This window comes from Mesorhizobium sp. M1252 (assembly GCF_040318265.1).
In the GTDB taxonomy this organism is placed as follows: domain Bacteria; phylum Pseudomonadota; class Alphaproteobacteria; order Rhizobiales; family Rhizobiaceae; genus Mesorhizobium.
Window position 1 is genome coordinate 41129 of sequence record NZ_JAMYLX010000005.1, and the last position, 15772, is coordinate 56900.

The following is a 15772-nucleotide window of genomic DNA, read 5'->3' on the forward strand; positions in this document are numbered from 1 at the left end:
GGCAGATACGTCTATCAGATGGTTGTCGGAAGGCGTGTGCAAAAATCGCACACGAAAGTTCTGCTTCTCTACTTTTTTCGTTCCCACGACGGAGCTGCCGATAGCCCTTTCGGACGTTCTTCTGCCGACGATTTGGCCGCTCCCTATCGTCCCCAGGATACCCTATGCCGGTACTTTCGAGAAATCGCAGGGTTCCCACAACCCAATCCATATCGCGTCGCCAAGCAGTCGGCCTCGAAACAATATTGATACGCCGGGCACGATCCAGGTCAACACGCAGCCCTTGTCTGGCCGAAACACCGCAGGCCGCCGTGCGTCTGTAGGGGGCGGAAACGGTCAAATGGGCATGCCCTCCCGCCGCAGAGACGCTGCCGCCTGAGGGGGAAAGCAGCCGGGCCAGGCTGGAAAGAGTTCCGCTCCAGCCCAGCCATACCCAGCATTATCCGCATCGCACCGGTGCGCAAGCGGCTGCCGATGGTTATTCCGAAGCCTGACCCCAAGCCCTGCCGAAACAGCACATCGCGAGGCCAGGGGGCAGGGGCAAACCCGACCGAAAAGCCCACCACTTTGCGCTAGAATCCATTAGCGCACGGAACCGATCCTTGGCACCCTTGTTATCGAACGGAAGGGACATTGCTTTGTCATTTGGAGATGAACGATGAAACGGCTTCTTTTTGCTACTACCATGATGGCTCTTTCCACCGGGCTTGCTTTAGCCGGGACGACAGGGACAACAGGGACGACGTCGAGTGGTTCCTCCACTACAACCACAACGATGCCGACGACAGATAGCAACACGGATTCGACCACAACGAAGTCGACAAACTCGAACTCTGCGAAGGACTGTGCGCCTGGCCAGCAGAGTGGCAGTGCGAAGCAGGCGGCTCCTGGTCAGCAGGATGACACAAGCGCCAAGTCCGCCGCCCCTGGGCAGATGAAAACGACTGCCGAAGGTTGCTAATTGTGCCGACCGGCCGGCAGCGATTGGTGTGGATGCCTCCCGCTGCCGACCGACGGCAACGATCGGGTCAGCGCCGCCTTTCGAAAGCTGCGGTTTTTTACTTATGAACCTCTCACGGCGTCTATCCTGCGATCCGCAGTTGGATTTCTTCAAAGATCCTAACCCAGCTGCGAACGCCCTTTCGTAGACGTCGCGTATCGTAGTGTTCGTCTGGCGCATGGATGAAGTCACCGGGCAAGATGAAGCCGATGACGACGCACTCAACGCCAAGAACCTCGCTTAGTTGGTGGACTAAGGGTATCGCACCACCTATCCCTCTCAGAATGGCAGGTGTTTCCCACTCGCGTTCCAGTCCGTGCGCAGCGGCAGCTACGAAAGGGCTGTCGTGCGAAAGGACTACCGCCGGACTGCCGTCATCACCCTCAAATTCCACAGTGCAACCCTTCGGAAGCTTCGATTCAACGTAGGCCCTGAACCCGGCACGGATCTTCCCCGGTTCCTGTGCATCGACGAGCCGGAAGCTGAGACGTGCTGTTGCACTTCCAGGCAAGACTGACCGTCCGCCCGGTCCTTGATTGCCTCCCGTGATGCCGTTCATGTCGACGGTGGGGCGTGCCCACATTGCTTCCAGCGTGGTATATCCTTCTTCCGTTATGCCGCCGCTCAGGTTGACCTCTTCAAACCGGCCTGCGTCTTGTTCGAGCCCCCGCCATCGCCGACGCAGATTATCCGGAATCTCGCGAACTCCGTCGTAAAACCCCTCAATGCGCACTCGCCCAGCTTTGTCATGAATGTCTGTCAGAATGTTGCTCAGTATGCGGATGGGGTTCGCGGCCACGGCACCGTAGTGGCCTGAATGAAGATCGGGATTGGGCGCCAAGATGGTCACTCGCTCGTGGACCAGCCCCTTGAGTCGTGTCGTGATGGCTGGCTGGGTGGGCGACCACATCTCTGCATCGCAGATGAACGCGACGTCGCATTGAAGATCATGCCGATGCGCTTCGATGAAGGCAGGCAAACTTGCCGAACCCGACTCCTCTTCCCCTTCCAGCATCACGATGATGTCGGCTGGAAAACTGCACTCGATACTTTTCCATGCACGGAGAGCCTCGATGAACGTCCAGAGCTGGCTTTTGCTGTCCGATGCACCTCGGCCGTAAAAGCGATGAGCGCCATCTTCTTCCTCGATCACGCGCGGCTCAAACGGCGAATGCGTCCATTGTTTCAAGTCGCCGACCGGCTGCACATCGTAGTGTCCGTAAAACAGCAAACGTGGGCGCTCGATCATGGAGCCTGCGGGAGAACTGGCGAGGACAACCGGGTGACCGTTGGTCTGGATGATCTCCGCGGAAAGCCCGATCGCTGACAACTCCGACTTGAGCCAGTGAGCCGCGCGACGAATTTCTGGTTCGCCCGAAATCTCGTTCGAAACCGACGGGATAGAGATTAACTCCAGAAGTTTGCGGACTGAAACCTCAAAATTGTCGTCAATGTCACGGAGCACATTTTCCACATCCGGCATGTTGATCACCTTAAGTGCGCAAAAATTTTTATCGCGGACGCCGTCAGACGCAGCGGACGACCTTGAGAGATCCTTCGCTCGCGCTTTTCGTTCCCGTTGATCCCATGCTTGTTGTCAGGAGGCGCTCGATATCGCCCCAGAGCTCGCCTTCGTCCTCCAGGCCGATACTCAGGCGCAATGTTGCGTCGGGCCCCTGGCCATGACGTCGCGCTTCGGAAGCCGTCGATGGACAGGCGCTGGATGCACTCCAACACCAAGAGATGCAAAGTCCTCGGTTGGCCCTTGGGGTGTAACAACGAATTGGATGAGAGCGCCTTTCCAAACCACTGTGAACGCTGTACGGATTTCGATCGAAAAGGACGCGAATTTTCCGCACATCTATTCGCGTGAGTTATTGAATTGAAGTGGCGGCATCGATGAATTTTCGGCAGGTTGAGGTCTTCCGGGTAGTGATGACCAACGGTACCACGGCCCGCGCGGCTGACGTTTTGCATGTGTCCCAGCCAGCGGTCAGCAAGATGATCCAAGAGCTGGAACGCTCGCTTGGTTTCGATCTCTTCCAGCGGATCAAGGGTAGACTCCACCCTACTCCCGAGGGACAGCTTTTCTTCCGCGAGGTCGAACAGGCTTTTGTTGGCCTCAGCCATCTCAGGGGGGCGGCCGCCCGCATTCGAGACTACGGCTCCGGCGAACTCAGGATCGCTTGTCTTTCGGCGCTCTCGACCAATGTTCTTCCGCGCGCCCTTCGCGCCTTTATGGATCGAAATCCGAACATCGCCGTCACCTTCCAGACGCGCATGTCCTCTAATGTGCGCGACCTCGTCGCTTCCGGCCAGTTCGACCTCGGGATTGTCGCTGACGAGATCGATCGCACGGGTGTTGAGGTGAGCGAGTTTGCGCAGTTTCCAGTAGCCGTGGCGGTGCCCAAGGGACATCCACTCGAGTCCTTGGACATCATCCGCCCAATCGATCTTGCCGGCTGTCCATTTATCGCTCTCGCCCCGGAAGACACGACCCGACGCGACGCCGAGCACGTTCTCAAGGAAGCCGGCGTCGCGGTGCGAACTGTGATGGAAACGCCCTATTCGACAACGATCTGTGCGATGGTGGCTGCTGGTGTCGGCGTCGGCCTTGTCGATCCTTTGACCGCACAGCCGTATGAGGGCCGCGGGCTGACCTTGCGGCCGTTCGAGCCCGCACTTTACTTTCGAACCCTCTTGATCAGGCCGCCCAATCGTCTCCCCTCTCGTATTATTGCGGAGTTCCTCGAGGATTTGCGAGCCGCGATCTGAAATGGTCGAACACACTCGTGCGTCAGGTTGCTTCCGGATGAGTGGATCTGCATCGGCTCTTGCCTGCTCCGATGACCAGTCCTTTACGTGAAGAGTTCCCTCCATCACACTTCCACGGCTCACATCCCGCTCCACGAAACCCTGCAACCCACCTTTCACCAACACGCTTCCCGGCTGAGATGCATCCAACTAGTTGATGAAGAGAAGCGGCGTGCCGTTGCGAGTATCGGCTGCTCAAGCTTGAAAGTATTCCCACCACTCGTCCATCGACTGCATCATGGGAAGGACGCACAGGTTCGTCCAATGGTAAGATTTAGGCCTCCTATTCCGTCAGGTTATTGGGTGGCCGGCGGCTGAGAAAGCGTCGCCTCACCGGGATGCGCGATCACGACCTCCTACACGGGCTCGGCGCTCGACAATGGAAGGCACACCAACGGTGCCCCATCGTAGCTCACAATTGGCTCGGGCCGCACGCAAGGTCTTCTGGATGACCTCGAATTGCGTCTCTCAAGCTGTTGCGAACAGGTCTCGAAATGATGCCTTCTGCTAAGTGCAGCACTCGCATGCATCGCATGCTCTTGTTGCGACGGCAAAGCGCCGAATGGCGGACTTGAAGCCGACCCGCGCTCCAGAGAACTCCGTAGGCCCATAACCTAAGAGAATAGCAGCGCCATTTGTTGCTATTGGACGGGATACATCCCCGCATGTCAACAATGGCGTCATTAACGGAGACGGGATCGAATGCATGATGACACAAGATCGGTGGCGAGGTTCGCGGTGAGCCTGGAAGGCTATGACAGCCTGACCGTTCCGATACATCGCGCCTCGACAATCCGGTATCCGGATGCCGCGTCCTTCGCCGCCCGGTTCGAGCGCAGTGCTGATGGATATGTTTACGGGCTCTATGGAACGCCCACTCATCGGTACTTGGAGAAGAAGATCACCGAACTGGAAGAGGGCGCCCGCACACTGCTGGTGCCTTCCGGTCAAGCTGCTGTCGCTTGTTCCATGCTGGCCCTTGTTGCCGCACACGAGAAAGTACTCATACCCGACACCGTGTATGGCCCCGTGCGCGATTTTGCCACCCATGAGTTGGCGTCGCTTGGCATTGAGGCCGTCTTCTACGATCCCGTCGACTTGCGCGCACTGGATTCCCTGATTGATGCGCGCACGCGCCTCGTCTGGACAGAGTCTCCAGGGTCAATAACGCTGGAGATGCAAGACATTCCGGCGATTGTCCTGATAGCTCACGCCAAAGGCGCACTCGTCGGGTGCGATAACACATGGGCTTCTCCCCTCAATTTCAGGCCGATCCGCCATGGCGTGGATATTGTTGCGGAAGCTCTCAGCAAACATTTCTCCGGTCACTCCGACCTGGTCTTGGGCTCGATCACCACAAGGGACGACGCCTTGGGCCTGAAAATCAAAGCCTCTCTTGGAAGACTGGGCATCGGCACGTCGCCTGACGACTGTGTGCTTCTGGCTCGCGGACTGGAGACCTTGGCAATACGCCTCGCAAGATCCGACACATCCGGCCTTCGCATCGCGGCTTGGCTAGCCGAACATCCATGCGTGGAAACGGTGATCCACCCTGCGCTGCCTGGCAGCCCTGGCCACGAAATCTGGAAGCGAGATTTCAGCGGCTCCTGCGGTGTCTTCACGTTCATACTGAAGGAACAGTATGCGGGCCAAGCATTCGCTGCATTGGACGCCTTACAGATAATTTCCATTGGCGCTTCTTGGGGAGGAACCAAGAGCCTGATCGCGCCATCAACCGTGAAGGCACTGCGAACGGTTCGGCCTTGGACGGGTCCGGACTATCTCTTTCGCTTGAATGTCGGGCTTGAACACCCTGACGATCTTGAGGAAGATTTGCAGCGCTTCTTCGCGGTGTTGATCGACGGCGAGAGAAATGAACCGCGCAGCGCCGTCCACGGCTAGTTGTTTCCGGTCGTCGACGTGACTCATGGAGAGAGGGGAGAAAGCTGGTGCGCCCGGACTTTCTCCGCAGGCATGACAACGCGATCGAGGCGAGACCGGAGCCAGCAGGCCGCTCCCCATTTGCGATCCATTCTGGAAGCGCACAGTTCCTGTCGGTCACGCCGCCTTCAAATCGGTGCCGAAATGACACGCGAACTGACGTCCGCGGCCACCACTCTTCATCTCAGGAGGGGTCTGCGAACAAATGCTCTGCGCAATCGGACATCGCGAGTGGAACCGGCAACCGGAGGGAGGATTGATCGGGCTGGGGATTTCGCCCGCCAGCGTGACAAGTCCCCGTTCAGCGGCAACACGAGGATCCGATTGCAGAACCGAAGCTAACAGAGCCCGGGTGTAAGGGTGCTGAGGTGTCCGATAGACCTCCTCGCTCGTACCCTCCTCGACGATTTTCCCGAGATACATCACATAGAGCCGCGTCACGGCCTGTCGAACCAGCGCTAGGTCGTGAGCAATGAAAAGCATCGCCACCCCCAGATCACGCTGCAGCTCCAAGAAAAGATTCATGACTTGAGCCCGGATTGACAGGTCAAGAGCGGACACAGGCTCATCGCATATCAACACCTTCGGTTCGACCGCCAAGGCCCTGGCGATTGCGACCCGCTGCCTTTGTCCACCCGACAGTTCGCGAGGAAACCGGCTATTCATTTGGGAGGGTAACCCAACCTGATCGAGCAACTTGCCGACCTTGGTGTCGATTTGCTTGGCCGAAACCTTGCCGGCAATGACAAGTGCCTCGGCCAGGGTCTCACCGACGGTCTGACGTTCGGAGAGGCTGGCATAGGGATCTTGAAAGATGTACTGGATTGTACGTCGCCGATCTCGTAGCGCGCGCCCCCGGAGGGTTGAAAGATCGGTGCCGTCCAGCACTACGCTGCCATGCTGATGATTCTCGAGACCAACTATGGTTCGTCCGAGAGAGGATTTGCCGCACCCGGATTCGCCGACAAGTCCAACGATCTCGCCGGCATTTAGGTGAACTGAAACGTTATCGACAGCGGTGATCCATTTGTCCCGTTCCCCGCTTTTATAGCGGGTGGTCAGGTCCTTTACCTCGAGGATGCTTTTCACTGTCCCTACCTCAGTTGCTCGTATTTTACAGTGCACGCCATCGAAACAGATGATTGCGGAATGGAGTGCAGTTGGGGCCGGCCGTTGAGACAAACCGGCTGGGTAAATGCGCACCGCTCGGCGAATGCGCATGCCTCCAGAGGCGCTCCCATGCTCGGCGGAAGCCCGGCAATTCCCCTGAAGGGTGACCCGGAAGGATCTTCCTCTCTTGGAATCGCGTCGACCAAACCACAGGTATAAGGATGGGAGGGTGACACTAGTACGTCCGCTACGGGGCCGTACTCCACAATACGTCCCGCATACATCACGGCGACCTGATGCGCGATGGCGGCAACGACGCCCATATCGTGCGTGATCAGCACGATACCCATGTTCAATCTTTTCTGAAGGCTTTGCAGGAGCTTGAGTATTTGCGCCTGGATCGTCACGTCCAGCGCCGTTGTCGGCTCGTCCGCGATTAGCAGAGGCGGCTCGCTCGCAACCGCAATCGCAATCATGACGCGCTGTCGTAGACCCCCCGACAGTTCATGAGGATATTGTCTCATGCGCTGGACTGGGTCCGACATTCCTACCAGGGAGAGCAATTCCTCAGCGCGCTTCTCAGCTTGCCGGGTGGTCAAGCCTAGCTGCTTTTGCGCCACCTCCGCGATCTGTCGGCCCACCCGCCTGACCGGATTCAGGGCGCTCATCGGATCTTGGAAAATCACTCCAACCGATTTCCCACGAACATGGCGCAGGCTGGAAGGCGGCAAGGCTGCAATATTAGTACCGGCGATGTTGAATGAACCGCTGATCTGGACCGCCAGCCCAACTGGCATAAGGTCGAGTGGCGCGAAGTTCATCACAGTCTTGCCGGAGCCGCTCTCGCCGACAATGGCTAGCGTCTCTCCCCTGCGCACGCTGTAGCTGACCCGGTCAACAGGCCTAAGTGCACCATTCTTGGTGAAGAGATCGACACTGAGGTCTCTTACCTCCAGAACTTTATCTGTGCTCATGTCGCAATCCGCTTTTTCGGATCTTCGATTGGTGCTCGTTCCCATGAGGCAGCGACAAGCCGGCCGCGCCGCAAAACCGAACGTCGCAAGTCGCGCGGCACACGGTTCAGTGCAATCGCTTCGCCAAGCAAGTTGAAGCTGACGACGACTCCTGTGATCGCAAAGCCGGGAAGCAATACCATCCACGGATTGAGATCGAGGTACGGCAACGCATCAACGAGCATCTGCCCCCACTCCGGAGTGGGCGGTTGTATGCCCAGTCCGAGAAACGAAAGAGTCGCAATTGATAGTGCAATCCCTCCTGCATCCGCTGAAACATAGACCAGCACCATTCCTAGCGTTGATGGAAGCAGATGACGGAAATAGATTCGCAGCGGGCTGGCCCCAAGAACCCGGAGTGCTTCGATATGCGGCCGGTTCAATATCCCGATCGCCACGCCGCGGGCGACGCGAGTGGAACCTGCCCAGAACGCCAGGATCAGCGCCAGCACCATGTTCCAGTAGCCCGTTCCGAGCATGCCGATGATTGCGAGAGCTATGATGAGCGACGGAAGCGCCATGAAGAGTTCCACGAAGCGCATCAGGATCTCTTCGGTCCGCCCTTTGACGAAGCCGGCGAAAGTACCCAGCGTGACTCCGATAAGGAGCTTGAAAGTCACGACAATGGTCATTGCGACGACTGTTGTTCGAGCCGATACAATCAAGCGCGAGAAGACATCGCGGCCGATATGGTCCGTCCCGAGCCAATGATCGGCTGAGGGACCGGCGAAGCGAGCAGTAAGATCCTGTAGGTTGGGGTCGTGGGGGACCAGCCACGGACCGAATGCTCCTAGAAAGAGAAACAGACCTACCCCAATCAGCGCGGACTTTGGAAAGTTGCTGAACGCCTCTCCAACGGAATGCCAAAAGCGCTTCATGCCACCTGCCTCCGCAGCTTAGGGTCCGCCGCAATCATCAGCAAGTCGGCTATCAGGTTCACCAGCGAGACATACAGTACAAACGCCAGGAGACAGGCCTGCATGACCATGAAATCTCTGGTGCGAACGCCTGATACAAAGAGCTCGCCTATGCCGTGAAGGGCGAAAAGCGGTTCGACGATGATCGCTCCGATAGTCATCGAGCCGATCATGTTGCCCAGCGCGCTGACATATGCGGGAACTGCATTGGGTAAGGCATCGCGGAGCATGATATGCAGGACCGAGAACCCCTTCGCGCGCGCCGTCAGGGCATAAGGCCGTGTCATCGCTTCGGAAATGCCGATCCGGAGCACACGAGAAAGCACAGCAGCGGAAGGCGCCGCCATCGCGATTGATGGGAGTACCCAACTCAAAATGGAGCTGTCGCCAAACGAAGGCAACCATCGCAAATTGACGGCGAAAATCAGGATCAGAACTGCGCCTCCGAAAAACACTGGTGTCGACGCGCCTAGCAGAGCCATGAGCCGCACTATGTGGTCGGGGAAACGTCCTGGCCAAGCCGCACCGATCAGTCCCATCGCTGCCGACAAGACTATCGTCACGATGCTCCCCCCGAGAATGAGTTTCATCGTGGTCGGAACCCTGTCTCTGATGGCGTTGCCGACATCTTCGCCTGTTATATAGGCAATGCCGAAGTCACCTTGAGCGACGCCTTGCAACCAGTGCCAATAGCGAACAGGAACAGGATCGTTCAGCCCGAGCTCCTGCGCGACCTGGTCTACCATAGCCTTGGATGCGCCCGGAAAGCGCAGCTCGGCGATGAGCTGCGCGACATTTCCCGGGGCAGCCACGACGAGCCCGAAACACAATACTGACGCCATCAGCAGCAGCAGTGCTGAGTTTCGCAATCGGCGCCTCAGATAAATAAACATGAACAAGCCACCTCCCCGAAACTAAGACTTCAACACCATACCTCGATAGGGGAATTCTGTATCGGTGGGAGGGACGTTGAAGCCTTCGACCCGACTCGAAGCTGCCCAATATGTCGGCGGGTAGAGGACTGGTGAATATAGGACATCTTCACGAAGCTTGTCGTAGAAGACCTGCAATGCGGCCAACTGAGCTTCAACTCCCACCGCTTCAGTGGCAGCTGCGATGAGTGGATCCAGACTTGGATCGAGCGCGACCTTGCCGTCGGACCCGCTTTCTATCGTGGATAGGAACAGAAGTGTCACCGAGCCGAATGGATCATAGGGAGCGCCATAGGTCTGAAAGATTGCGATGTCATATTCGCGCTTAGGAATCTCGGAATGGCGGGAGGCATGGTCGACGGAATGCACCGTGACGTTTATGCCTATTTCACCAAGCTGCTGCTGAAGAATTTCGCCAAACACCTTGGAGCCGGCGATAAAATCGTCTGAAACTAGAAGCTCCAGGGACAAGTTCTTGCCACTCTTCGAGCGGTACGGCGCGCCCGTCCAACCGGCGTTCTCGAGCAGTTGCTTCGCTTGCTCGACGTCGCGAACGGGTGCGTCATGCCTCGTGCCAGACAAGGGCACGGTGGGCCCGAGAAGATCACCAGCCGGAGCGGCGTCGCCATTGAAGAGCACAGCCGATACGGCAGTCCGGTCGTAGCCAACATCAATCGCCTGTCGTACGGCCTTCTCCGCAAGGGCGGGGTTCCTTTGAGTATTGAAGGAAAGCACCATCGTCATCGAGCCCTGCGCGGTGATGACGTTGATTCCCGCCCGCCGCAAGGTGTCCGCCTCCTGCGATGTCAGCGCAGCGGCTCCGCCGACAATGTCCAGTTCATCAGAACGCATGGCATCAACACGGGAACGAGAATCCGGCATAACGGTAATCTCGATCCCGGAAAAAGATGGCTTATCTCCCCAATATTTATCATTGCGGATGAAAGAACTGCCGGAGGTCGAATTTGCTTGAACAATCCACGGCCCAGTTCCAACCGGTGCCTTGAGGGTTCCGTCCTCGTTGACGGAAATGGGAGACAGGAAACGTACGGGCCGAACATAGCTGAGTTCATACATGAGCCCCGATACGGGCTGCGTAAACTTGATCTCGATCGTGTGCTCGTCGATCTTCTGGACACCCGAGAAAAACTTGGAGGCGTTGATCCAGGAATTGTCCGCAACACCCATCCAGAGTTTCAGGTTCCAGATAGCCGAATCCGCGTCGAAGGGATGCCCGTCGGTAAAGCTTACATTCTTCCGCAAATTCAGCGTCAATCGAGTGTCGTTGTCGGAAAGGCTCCAGGATTCTGCGAGGCAGGGTACCGGAGCACCCCTTTCCCCATATCTGATCAATGGCTCGTAAATGAGATCTTGCAGTTGGAACTGGGCGACATAGTCACGCGCGTCCAGATTGGTGGACGCTTTGGCCACCGCGACACGCAAGGTTCCCGTGTGGTTGTCGGCCATGGCAGACCTGATCAGGCCGTCCAACCCCAACAGGAGTGGTGCAGTGGCGAAAGACGTTAGAATGTTGCGACGCGTAAGTGTCATTGAGCTTTCTCCATCGCCCTTTTCCCCATTTTACCTCGCGAGCCGGACGGGCTGCCTCCGCGCGGTTCCGATCTTTCCTCTTGCCGGATTATTTTGGTGAGTCGCCGAAGTGGTGTTGCCGCGATCGTTTCCGCAAACGCCGTCCGAACCAAGGGCAGAACCTCTTTCCAATTCGGCACGGCCGGTATCCACTCCAGCTGTCACATGTAATTTTAAGGAAGGTGACATGGCGCAGATCATGCCGTCTAATATTTTTATCAGCACGAGCTATTCTCGAGGGTTATAGGATGGGATCATCGACGTTCATAAAGTCGGGGCAATGAGATTGCGTTGACCCTGGCAGAATCTCCCATACCGCAGGGATGATTGGCCTCCCTCCGCCCGCTCTCCGAGGTAACGGGCAGGCGAAATGGCGAGGCATCGCCCCAAGCGCCCGTGAGGTTTTCTCCGATTTTGTGTGATCGCCGATCAGGATCGCAAGGCTTGCGGGCGCATCCTTGAGGCAGCGCGGCCACAACGCACCCTCATGTTCGCCTGCAAAAAGGGCCAAAGATACGAACGGCTGGCAATGATCTCATTATCTATGAACTGCTTGCATGAGATTATTCCCCAAAGTTATTAGTAGAGACACTCGCCTGGCCATAGCGTCAAGTATCTGGTTTTTGATAACAAGGGTGGTTCTGGATGGGCAATCGAAGTGCCACTGATCCAGGGAAACACGAGGAATTCACTCCCCGCGAAATCGAGGTGTTCGCCTCGGTTATGCTGCACGGAACAACGACGAAGGCAGCGGACGCTCTGGACATCACGCAACCGGCCGTTAGCAAGATGCTGCAGCACCTTGCGGAGAAGGCCGGCTTCCAGCTTTTCAGGAAGACCCGGCAACGTCTCATTCCGACGCCGGAGGCGCATATGCTGCACGCTGAAGTGCAACGGGTTTTTGAGTCGGCACGAGGTATTTCGCGTGCGGCTAGAGATATCCGTGAACTACGCAGCGGCCGGCTGAACGTATGTGCATTACCAGCTTTTGGACTCACGTTACTTCCGTCGCTGATCACCAGCTTTTCCCAACTTCATCCATCAGTCTCGATCTCGCTGGAGATCCGGAGCTCGATAACCGTTATCCAGCGGGCGAGCCGTAACCAGTTGGACATCGGAATCGGCGTTACCTCATCGGAAGAAAACCCATCAATCGTTCGCCGCGCCTTGACGGCAACTCCGCCGGTTTGCGTGATGCCTGCCGGCCACAAGCTCTCACAATTGCAGGTCATTCAGGCGGACGATCTCGACGGCATCAACTTCATTTCGATGGGATCATCAGATCCAATGCGGCGGCAACTCGACGCCTTGTGCGTGGAGCGTGGGGTGAACCGTTCACTCAAAGTGGAGTCGAGCCTTTCAAGTACCTGCATCAGTCTTGTGGCGTGCGGCATGGGCGTAACCGTCGTTGATCGCTTGTCCGCCTGGACGGCGCGCGACCTACCGATCGAGATCAGGGATTTCCGGCCTCATCTCGATCTCAATCTCAGTGTCTATCGACCATGGGGCGTGATCGCATCCACGGCAGCCGATGCGTTCACCGAACATCTCATCCAGGGCACGCGCAGCTATATGAACGGGGTAGAGGAAGGCATCCTGAACCTCGTGCGCTGAGTTCATAACTTTTCGCCCGATGCGTGCGGCCCCAACTCAATTGACCGATTTTGATCCCGAAGCGACTGTCGCCGCATCTGGCGGCAGCAAAAAGCTAGTTCAGCAAGCTCTGGCCGCCGATGCAACAGCAATGGAAACCAAATTGATGTCAGACATCCAAAGGCTAGAAACAAACGAAAAATTGAGCCGTGTGGTTATCCATCAGGGGGTGGCATATCTCTCGGGCCTGACAGCCGATGACAGAAGTGCCGATGCTTTCGGGCAGACTCTACAGGTGCTGCGGAAGGCTGACGCGCTTCTTGGCAAGGCTCAGTCGGACAAATCGAAAATTCTGTCAGCGCAAATTTGGATGCGCGACATCAACGAGTTTGATGAGATGAACAGGGCATGGATCACATGGCTCGAAGGCACGGTTCCTCCCGCACGCGCTACCGTGGGCGCGACCTTCGCGCTCCCGGACATCCATGTGGAAATCCAATTCACTGCCGCCGTCTGACCGTGTCAGCGAAGGGGAGGGGTCTTGCGGCCCCGCAATTCATGCAATAGCTGCGAAGAGGCGCTTCACATCCTCTTCGTCGTTATAGACGTGAGGAGAGATCCGTAGTTTCTTTCCACGCACGGTCGCAAAAATTCCCTGGCTCTTGAGGTGTTCGGAAAGTCCCTCTATCGGCCTGTCGCCAAGATCGACGATTGCAATATGCGGGGCTCGAAAGCGGTTGTCAGACACCGTTAGATCGAGCTTCGCAGCTTCGTCCCAGATCAATTGGTTGAGGTAATCAAGCCGGGAAAACACGGTTGGGACGCTCCACTCACTCAAGAGGCGAAGAGAAGCGGTCGCAACTGGCAGTACCGCGAAATCGGAGCGTTCGCCCATGTCAAATCGCCGGGCGCCTGGTAGAAACTCAGCCACATCTACCGCATAGAAGTCCGATTTATCGCCGCCTACACGGTTCCACGAATGGTGTTCGAGAGGCTTGCCTGTCGAATGCCATCGGCGGTCCGCGTAAAGAAACGCGAGCCGATATGGCCCGAGAAGGAATTTGTAGGTCGCGAAAACGAGAAAATCCGGACGCACCGTCTTGACATCGAAAGGCAGCGCTCCCACCCACTGGGTTCCATCGACGACGACACAGGCGCCAACCTCCCGTGCGGCGGATGCGATTGCCTCCAGGTCAACCGACATTCCCTCGAACCAGTGCACCATCGTACCTGCGACGACAGCGACCGGCACGCTGGACGACCCGATCGTCGAGATGATCGCAGACGTCCAGTCATTGTCGGCGGGCCGTTTCGCGATTGTGATCGACGCACCTTTTTTCTCCGCAAGTTCGTACCAGACATACCGATGCGACGGATGTTCGTTCTCCATGAGGATGATCGTCGAGCCGGGCTCCACAGGCACGTTGGCCGCGGCAACTGCTGTACCGTAGCTTGTGGCAGCAACGATTGCGATATCGTCCGCATCCGCGTTGATCATCGAAGCGGCCAGTGTCCGTGCATCCTCGACCTCGTCGTAGTACGACCCGATGGACATCTTCCAGGGCGACGCTTTCACCGCCGTCCCGGCTATGCCAGCCTGCAGCGATATTTTCGGGATTGGAGACATGTATGCGGCGTCGAGATAGGAGATCGACCTTGGGAGATCGAAAAGATCACGTTGGCAGTCCAGCATACGATCACACCTCGAAATCAATGGGCGTGCCAAGCGACTTTTCGCGGGCAACGCAGTAAACGAAATTCGCAAGTTCGATATCCTGCGCCGGGACGCCGAGAGAACGGTATAGAGTGATCTCCGCATCGGTAGTGCGGCCGGGGATGGCGCCTTCCAACATCGCGCCGACTTCTCCGCGGATGTCGTCTCGGCTAGCAACCCCGAGCTTGAAAGCTTCGACCATCTCTCCGGCCGCGATGAGCGCCATTGGCATGTAGTCGACCCAAATGCTCGATCTGCGCACGCATTCCAGGTCGAGTTCGCGGCATTGAGACACGCTTGCGCCGACGGCGTTGATGTGAATCCCCGGAGGCAGCCATTCGCCGAACAGTACCGGCTCCTGCGCCGAGGTTGTGGTGCAGACAATGTCCGCTTCTACCAGGGCGTCTCTTGCGGATGGGAAGACCAATGTCTGAAAGCCTGCGCTCGCCTGTTCTTCGGCGAAACGCGACGCCTTCCCAGGATTTCGCCCCCAGATGTGAAGCCGCTTGATAGGCCGCACCTTCGAGATCGTTTCTATGTGGCGTCGCGCCTGTTCGCCATATCCAAAGATCGCAAGGATTGAGGAGTCGGCGCGAGATAGTGCTCTGGTAGCGACGGCACTCGCTGCCGCTGTGCGCCAGGCGGTCAATTCCCCGCCATCGACCAGTGCAACCGGACTGCCATTTTCCTTATCAAAGAGGATGATAGCTCCTCGATGAGAAGGCAGCCCCAGGGCGAAGTTGTCAGGAAAGATAGAGAGGACTTTCGCACCGAACAGGTCACGGTCGGAGAGCGCCGCGTACATTACGGATAGGCAAGTTCCTTCCGACCCAGGCAGCGTCAGCGTTCGTCGGACATCTTGGCTCGCAACGCCGTTCGACGTCTTGCGTAGGGCTGCTTCTGCGATCTCGAGCGACAGTTCGATCGAGAGCGCAGCTCGAATGGCATTTTTGTCGAGCACCATAAAAGCTGGTGCTTGATGATCGGCACTCATGATGCATGCGTCCCTGGGCAATTTTCGTGCAGCCTATCACCGGCACTACCGGACTCATCCGCGAAGTTCATAACTTTAAAGCATAAACCACACGTTGCTGGATCGTTGACGATGCATGTCGCTCTCAGCAGAATACGCCAGCAGAGACAGCCGC

General features: G+C 57.3%; 12 protein-coding genes. 4 read left to right on the forward strand and 8 right to left on the reverse strand.

The window, feature by feature from the left end; all coding sequences use genetic code 11:
* Window positions 1-1082: 1082 nt before the first annotated feature.
* Window positions 1083-2483 (reverse strand): M20/M25/M40 family metallo-hydrolase, encoded by a 1401-nt coding sequence (locus NKH22_RS11965; protein ID WP_352909612.1) that lies wholly within the window; start codon window positions 2481-2483, stop codon window positions 1083-1085.
* 416 nt (window positions 2484-2899) lie between these two features.
* On the opposite strand from NKH22_RS11965, the gene NKH22_RS11970 reads away from it, so the two are divergent.
* Both NKH22_RS11970 and NKH22_RS11975 read left to right on the forward strand, forming a co-directional pair.
* Window positions 2900-3775: a LysR substrate-binding domain-containing protein gene (locus tag NKH22_RS11970; protein ID WP_023686274.1), complete on the forward strand. Its 876-nt coding sequence runs from the start codon at window positions 2900-2902 to the stop codon at window positions 3773-3775.
* A 741-nt stretch (window positions 3776-4516) separates the two neighbouring features.
* A complete protein-coding gene (locus NKH22_RS11975; RefSeq protein WP_023683349.1) occupies window positions 4517-5716 on the forward strand; it encodes a trans-sulfuration enzyme family protein in 1200 nt (399 codons plus the stop codon).
* A gap of 156 nt (window positions 5717-5872) precedes the next feature.
* Here the strand turns inward: NKH22_RS11975 and NKH22_RS11980 are convergent, their stop codons facing one another.
* From NKH22_RS11980 to NKH22_RS12000, 5 genes are read right to left on the reverse strand one after another with little or no spacing between them, the layout of a single operon-like run.
* Entirely contained in the window at window positions 5873-6844 is a 972-nt protein-coding gene (locus NKH22_RS11980; protein WP_031198302.1) for an ABC transporter ATP-binding protein, read from the reverse strand.
* A 5-nt stretch (window positions 6845-6849) separates the two neighbouring features.
* Entirely contained in the window at window positions 6850-7839 is a 990-nt protein-coding gene (locus NKH22_RS11985) for an ABC transporter ATP-binding protein (RefSeq protein WP_023683346.1), read from the reverse strand.
* Window positions 7836-8756 (reverse strand): ABC transporter permease, encoded by a 921-nt coding sequence (locus tag NKH22_RS11990; RefSeq protein WP_023683345.1) that lies wholly within the window; start codon window positions 8754-8756, stop codon window positions 7836-7838. The genes NKH22_RS11985 and NKH22_RS11990 overlap by 4 nt, the downstream gene beginning before the upstream one ends.
* Entirely contained in the window at window positions 8753-9688 is a 936-nt protein-coding gene (locus NKH22_RS11995; protein WP_023683344.1) for an ABC transporter permease, read from the reverse strand. Before NKH22_RS11995 ends, NKH22_RS11990 begins: the two co-directional genes overlap by 4 nt.
* Window positions 9689-9709: 21 nt before the next feature.
* The gene (locus NKH22_RS12000; protein ID WP_352909615.1) at window positions 9710-11278 is read right to left on the reverse strand and encodes an ABC transporter substrate-binding protein; all 1569 of its coding nucleotides are present in this window, start codon (window positions 11276-11278) and stop codon (window positions 9710-9712) included.
* Window positions 11279-11962: 684 nt separating this feature from the next.
* On the opposite strand from NKH22_RS12000, the gene NKH22_RS12005 reads away from it, so the two are divergent.
* Together NKH22_RS12005 and NKH22_RS12010 are read left to right on the forward strand one after the other, a co-directional pair.
* Window positions 11963-12931, forward strand: a complete 969-nt coding sequence (locus tag NKH22_RS12005) for a LysR family transcriptional regulator (protein WP_023683342.1) — start codon at window positions 11963-11965, stop codon at window positions 12929-12931.
* Between the two features lie 40 nt (window positions 12932-12971).
* Window positions 12972-13427 carry a RidA family protein gene (locus NKH22_RS12010; RefSeq protein WP_245261772.1) on the forward strand — a complete coding sequence of 152 codons (456 nt, stop codon included), beginning with the start codon at window positions 12972-12974 and terminating at the stop codon, window positions 13425-13427.
* Window positions 13428-13466: 39 nt separating this feature from the next.
* Here NKH22_RS12010 and NKH22_RS12015 read toward each other — a convergent pair whose 3' ends face one another.
* Window positions 13467-14603 carry an aminotransferase class V-fold PLP-dependent enzyme gene (locus NKH22_RS12015; protein WP_023683340.1) on the reverse strand — a complete coding sequence of 379 codons (1137 nt, stop codon included), beginning with the start codon at window positions 14601-14603 and terminating at the stop codon, window positions 13467-13469.
* 4 nt (window positions 14604-14607) lie between these two features.
* The gene (locus NKH22_RS12020) at window positions 14608-15618 is read right to left on the reverse strand and encodes an ornithine cyclodeaminase family protein (protein ID WP_023683339.1); all 1011 of its coding nucleotides are present in this window, start codon (window positions 15616-15618) and stop codon (window positions 14608-14610) included.
* Window positions 15619-15772 lie beyond the last annotated feature (154 nt).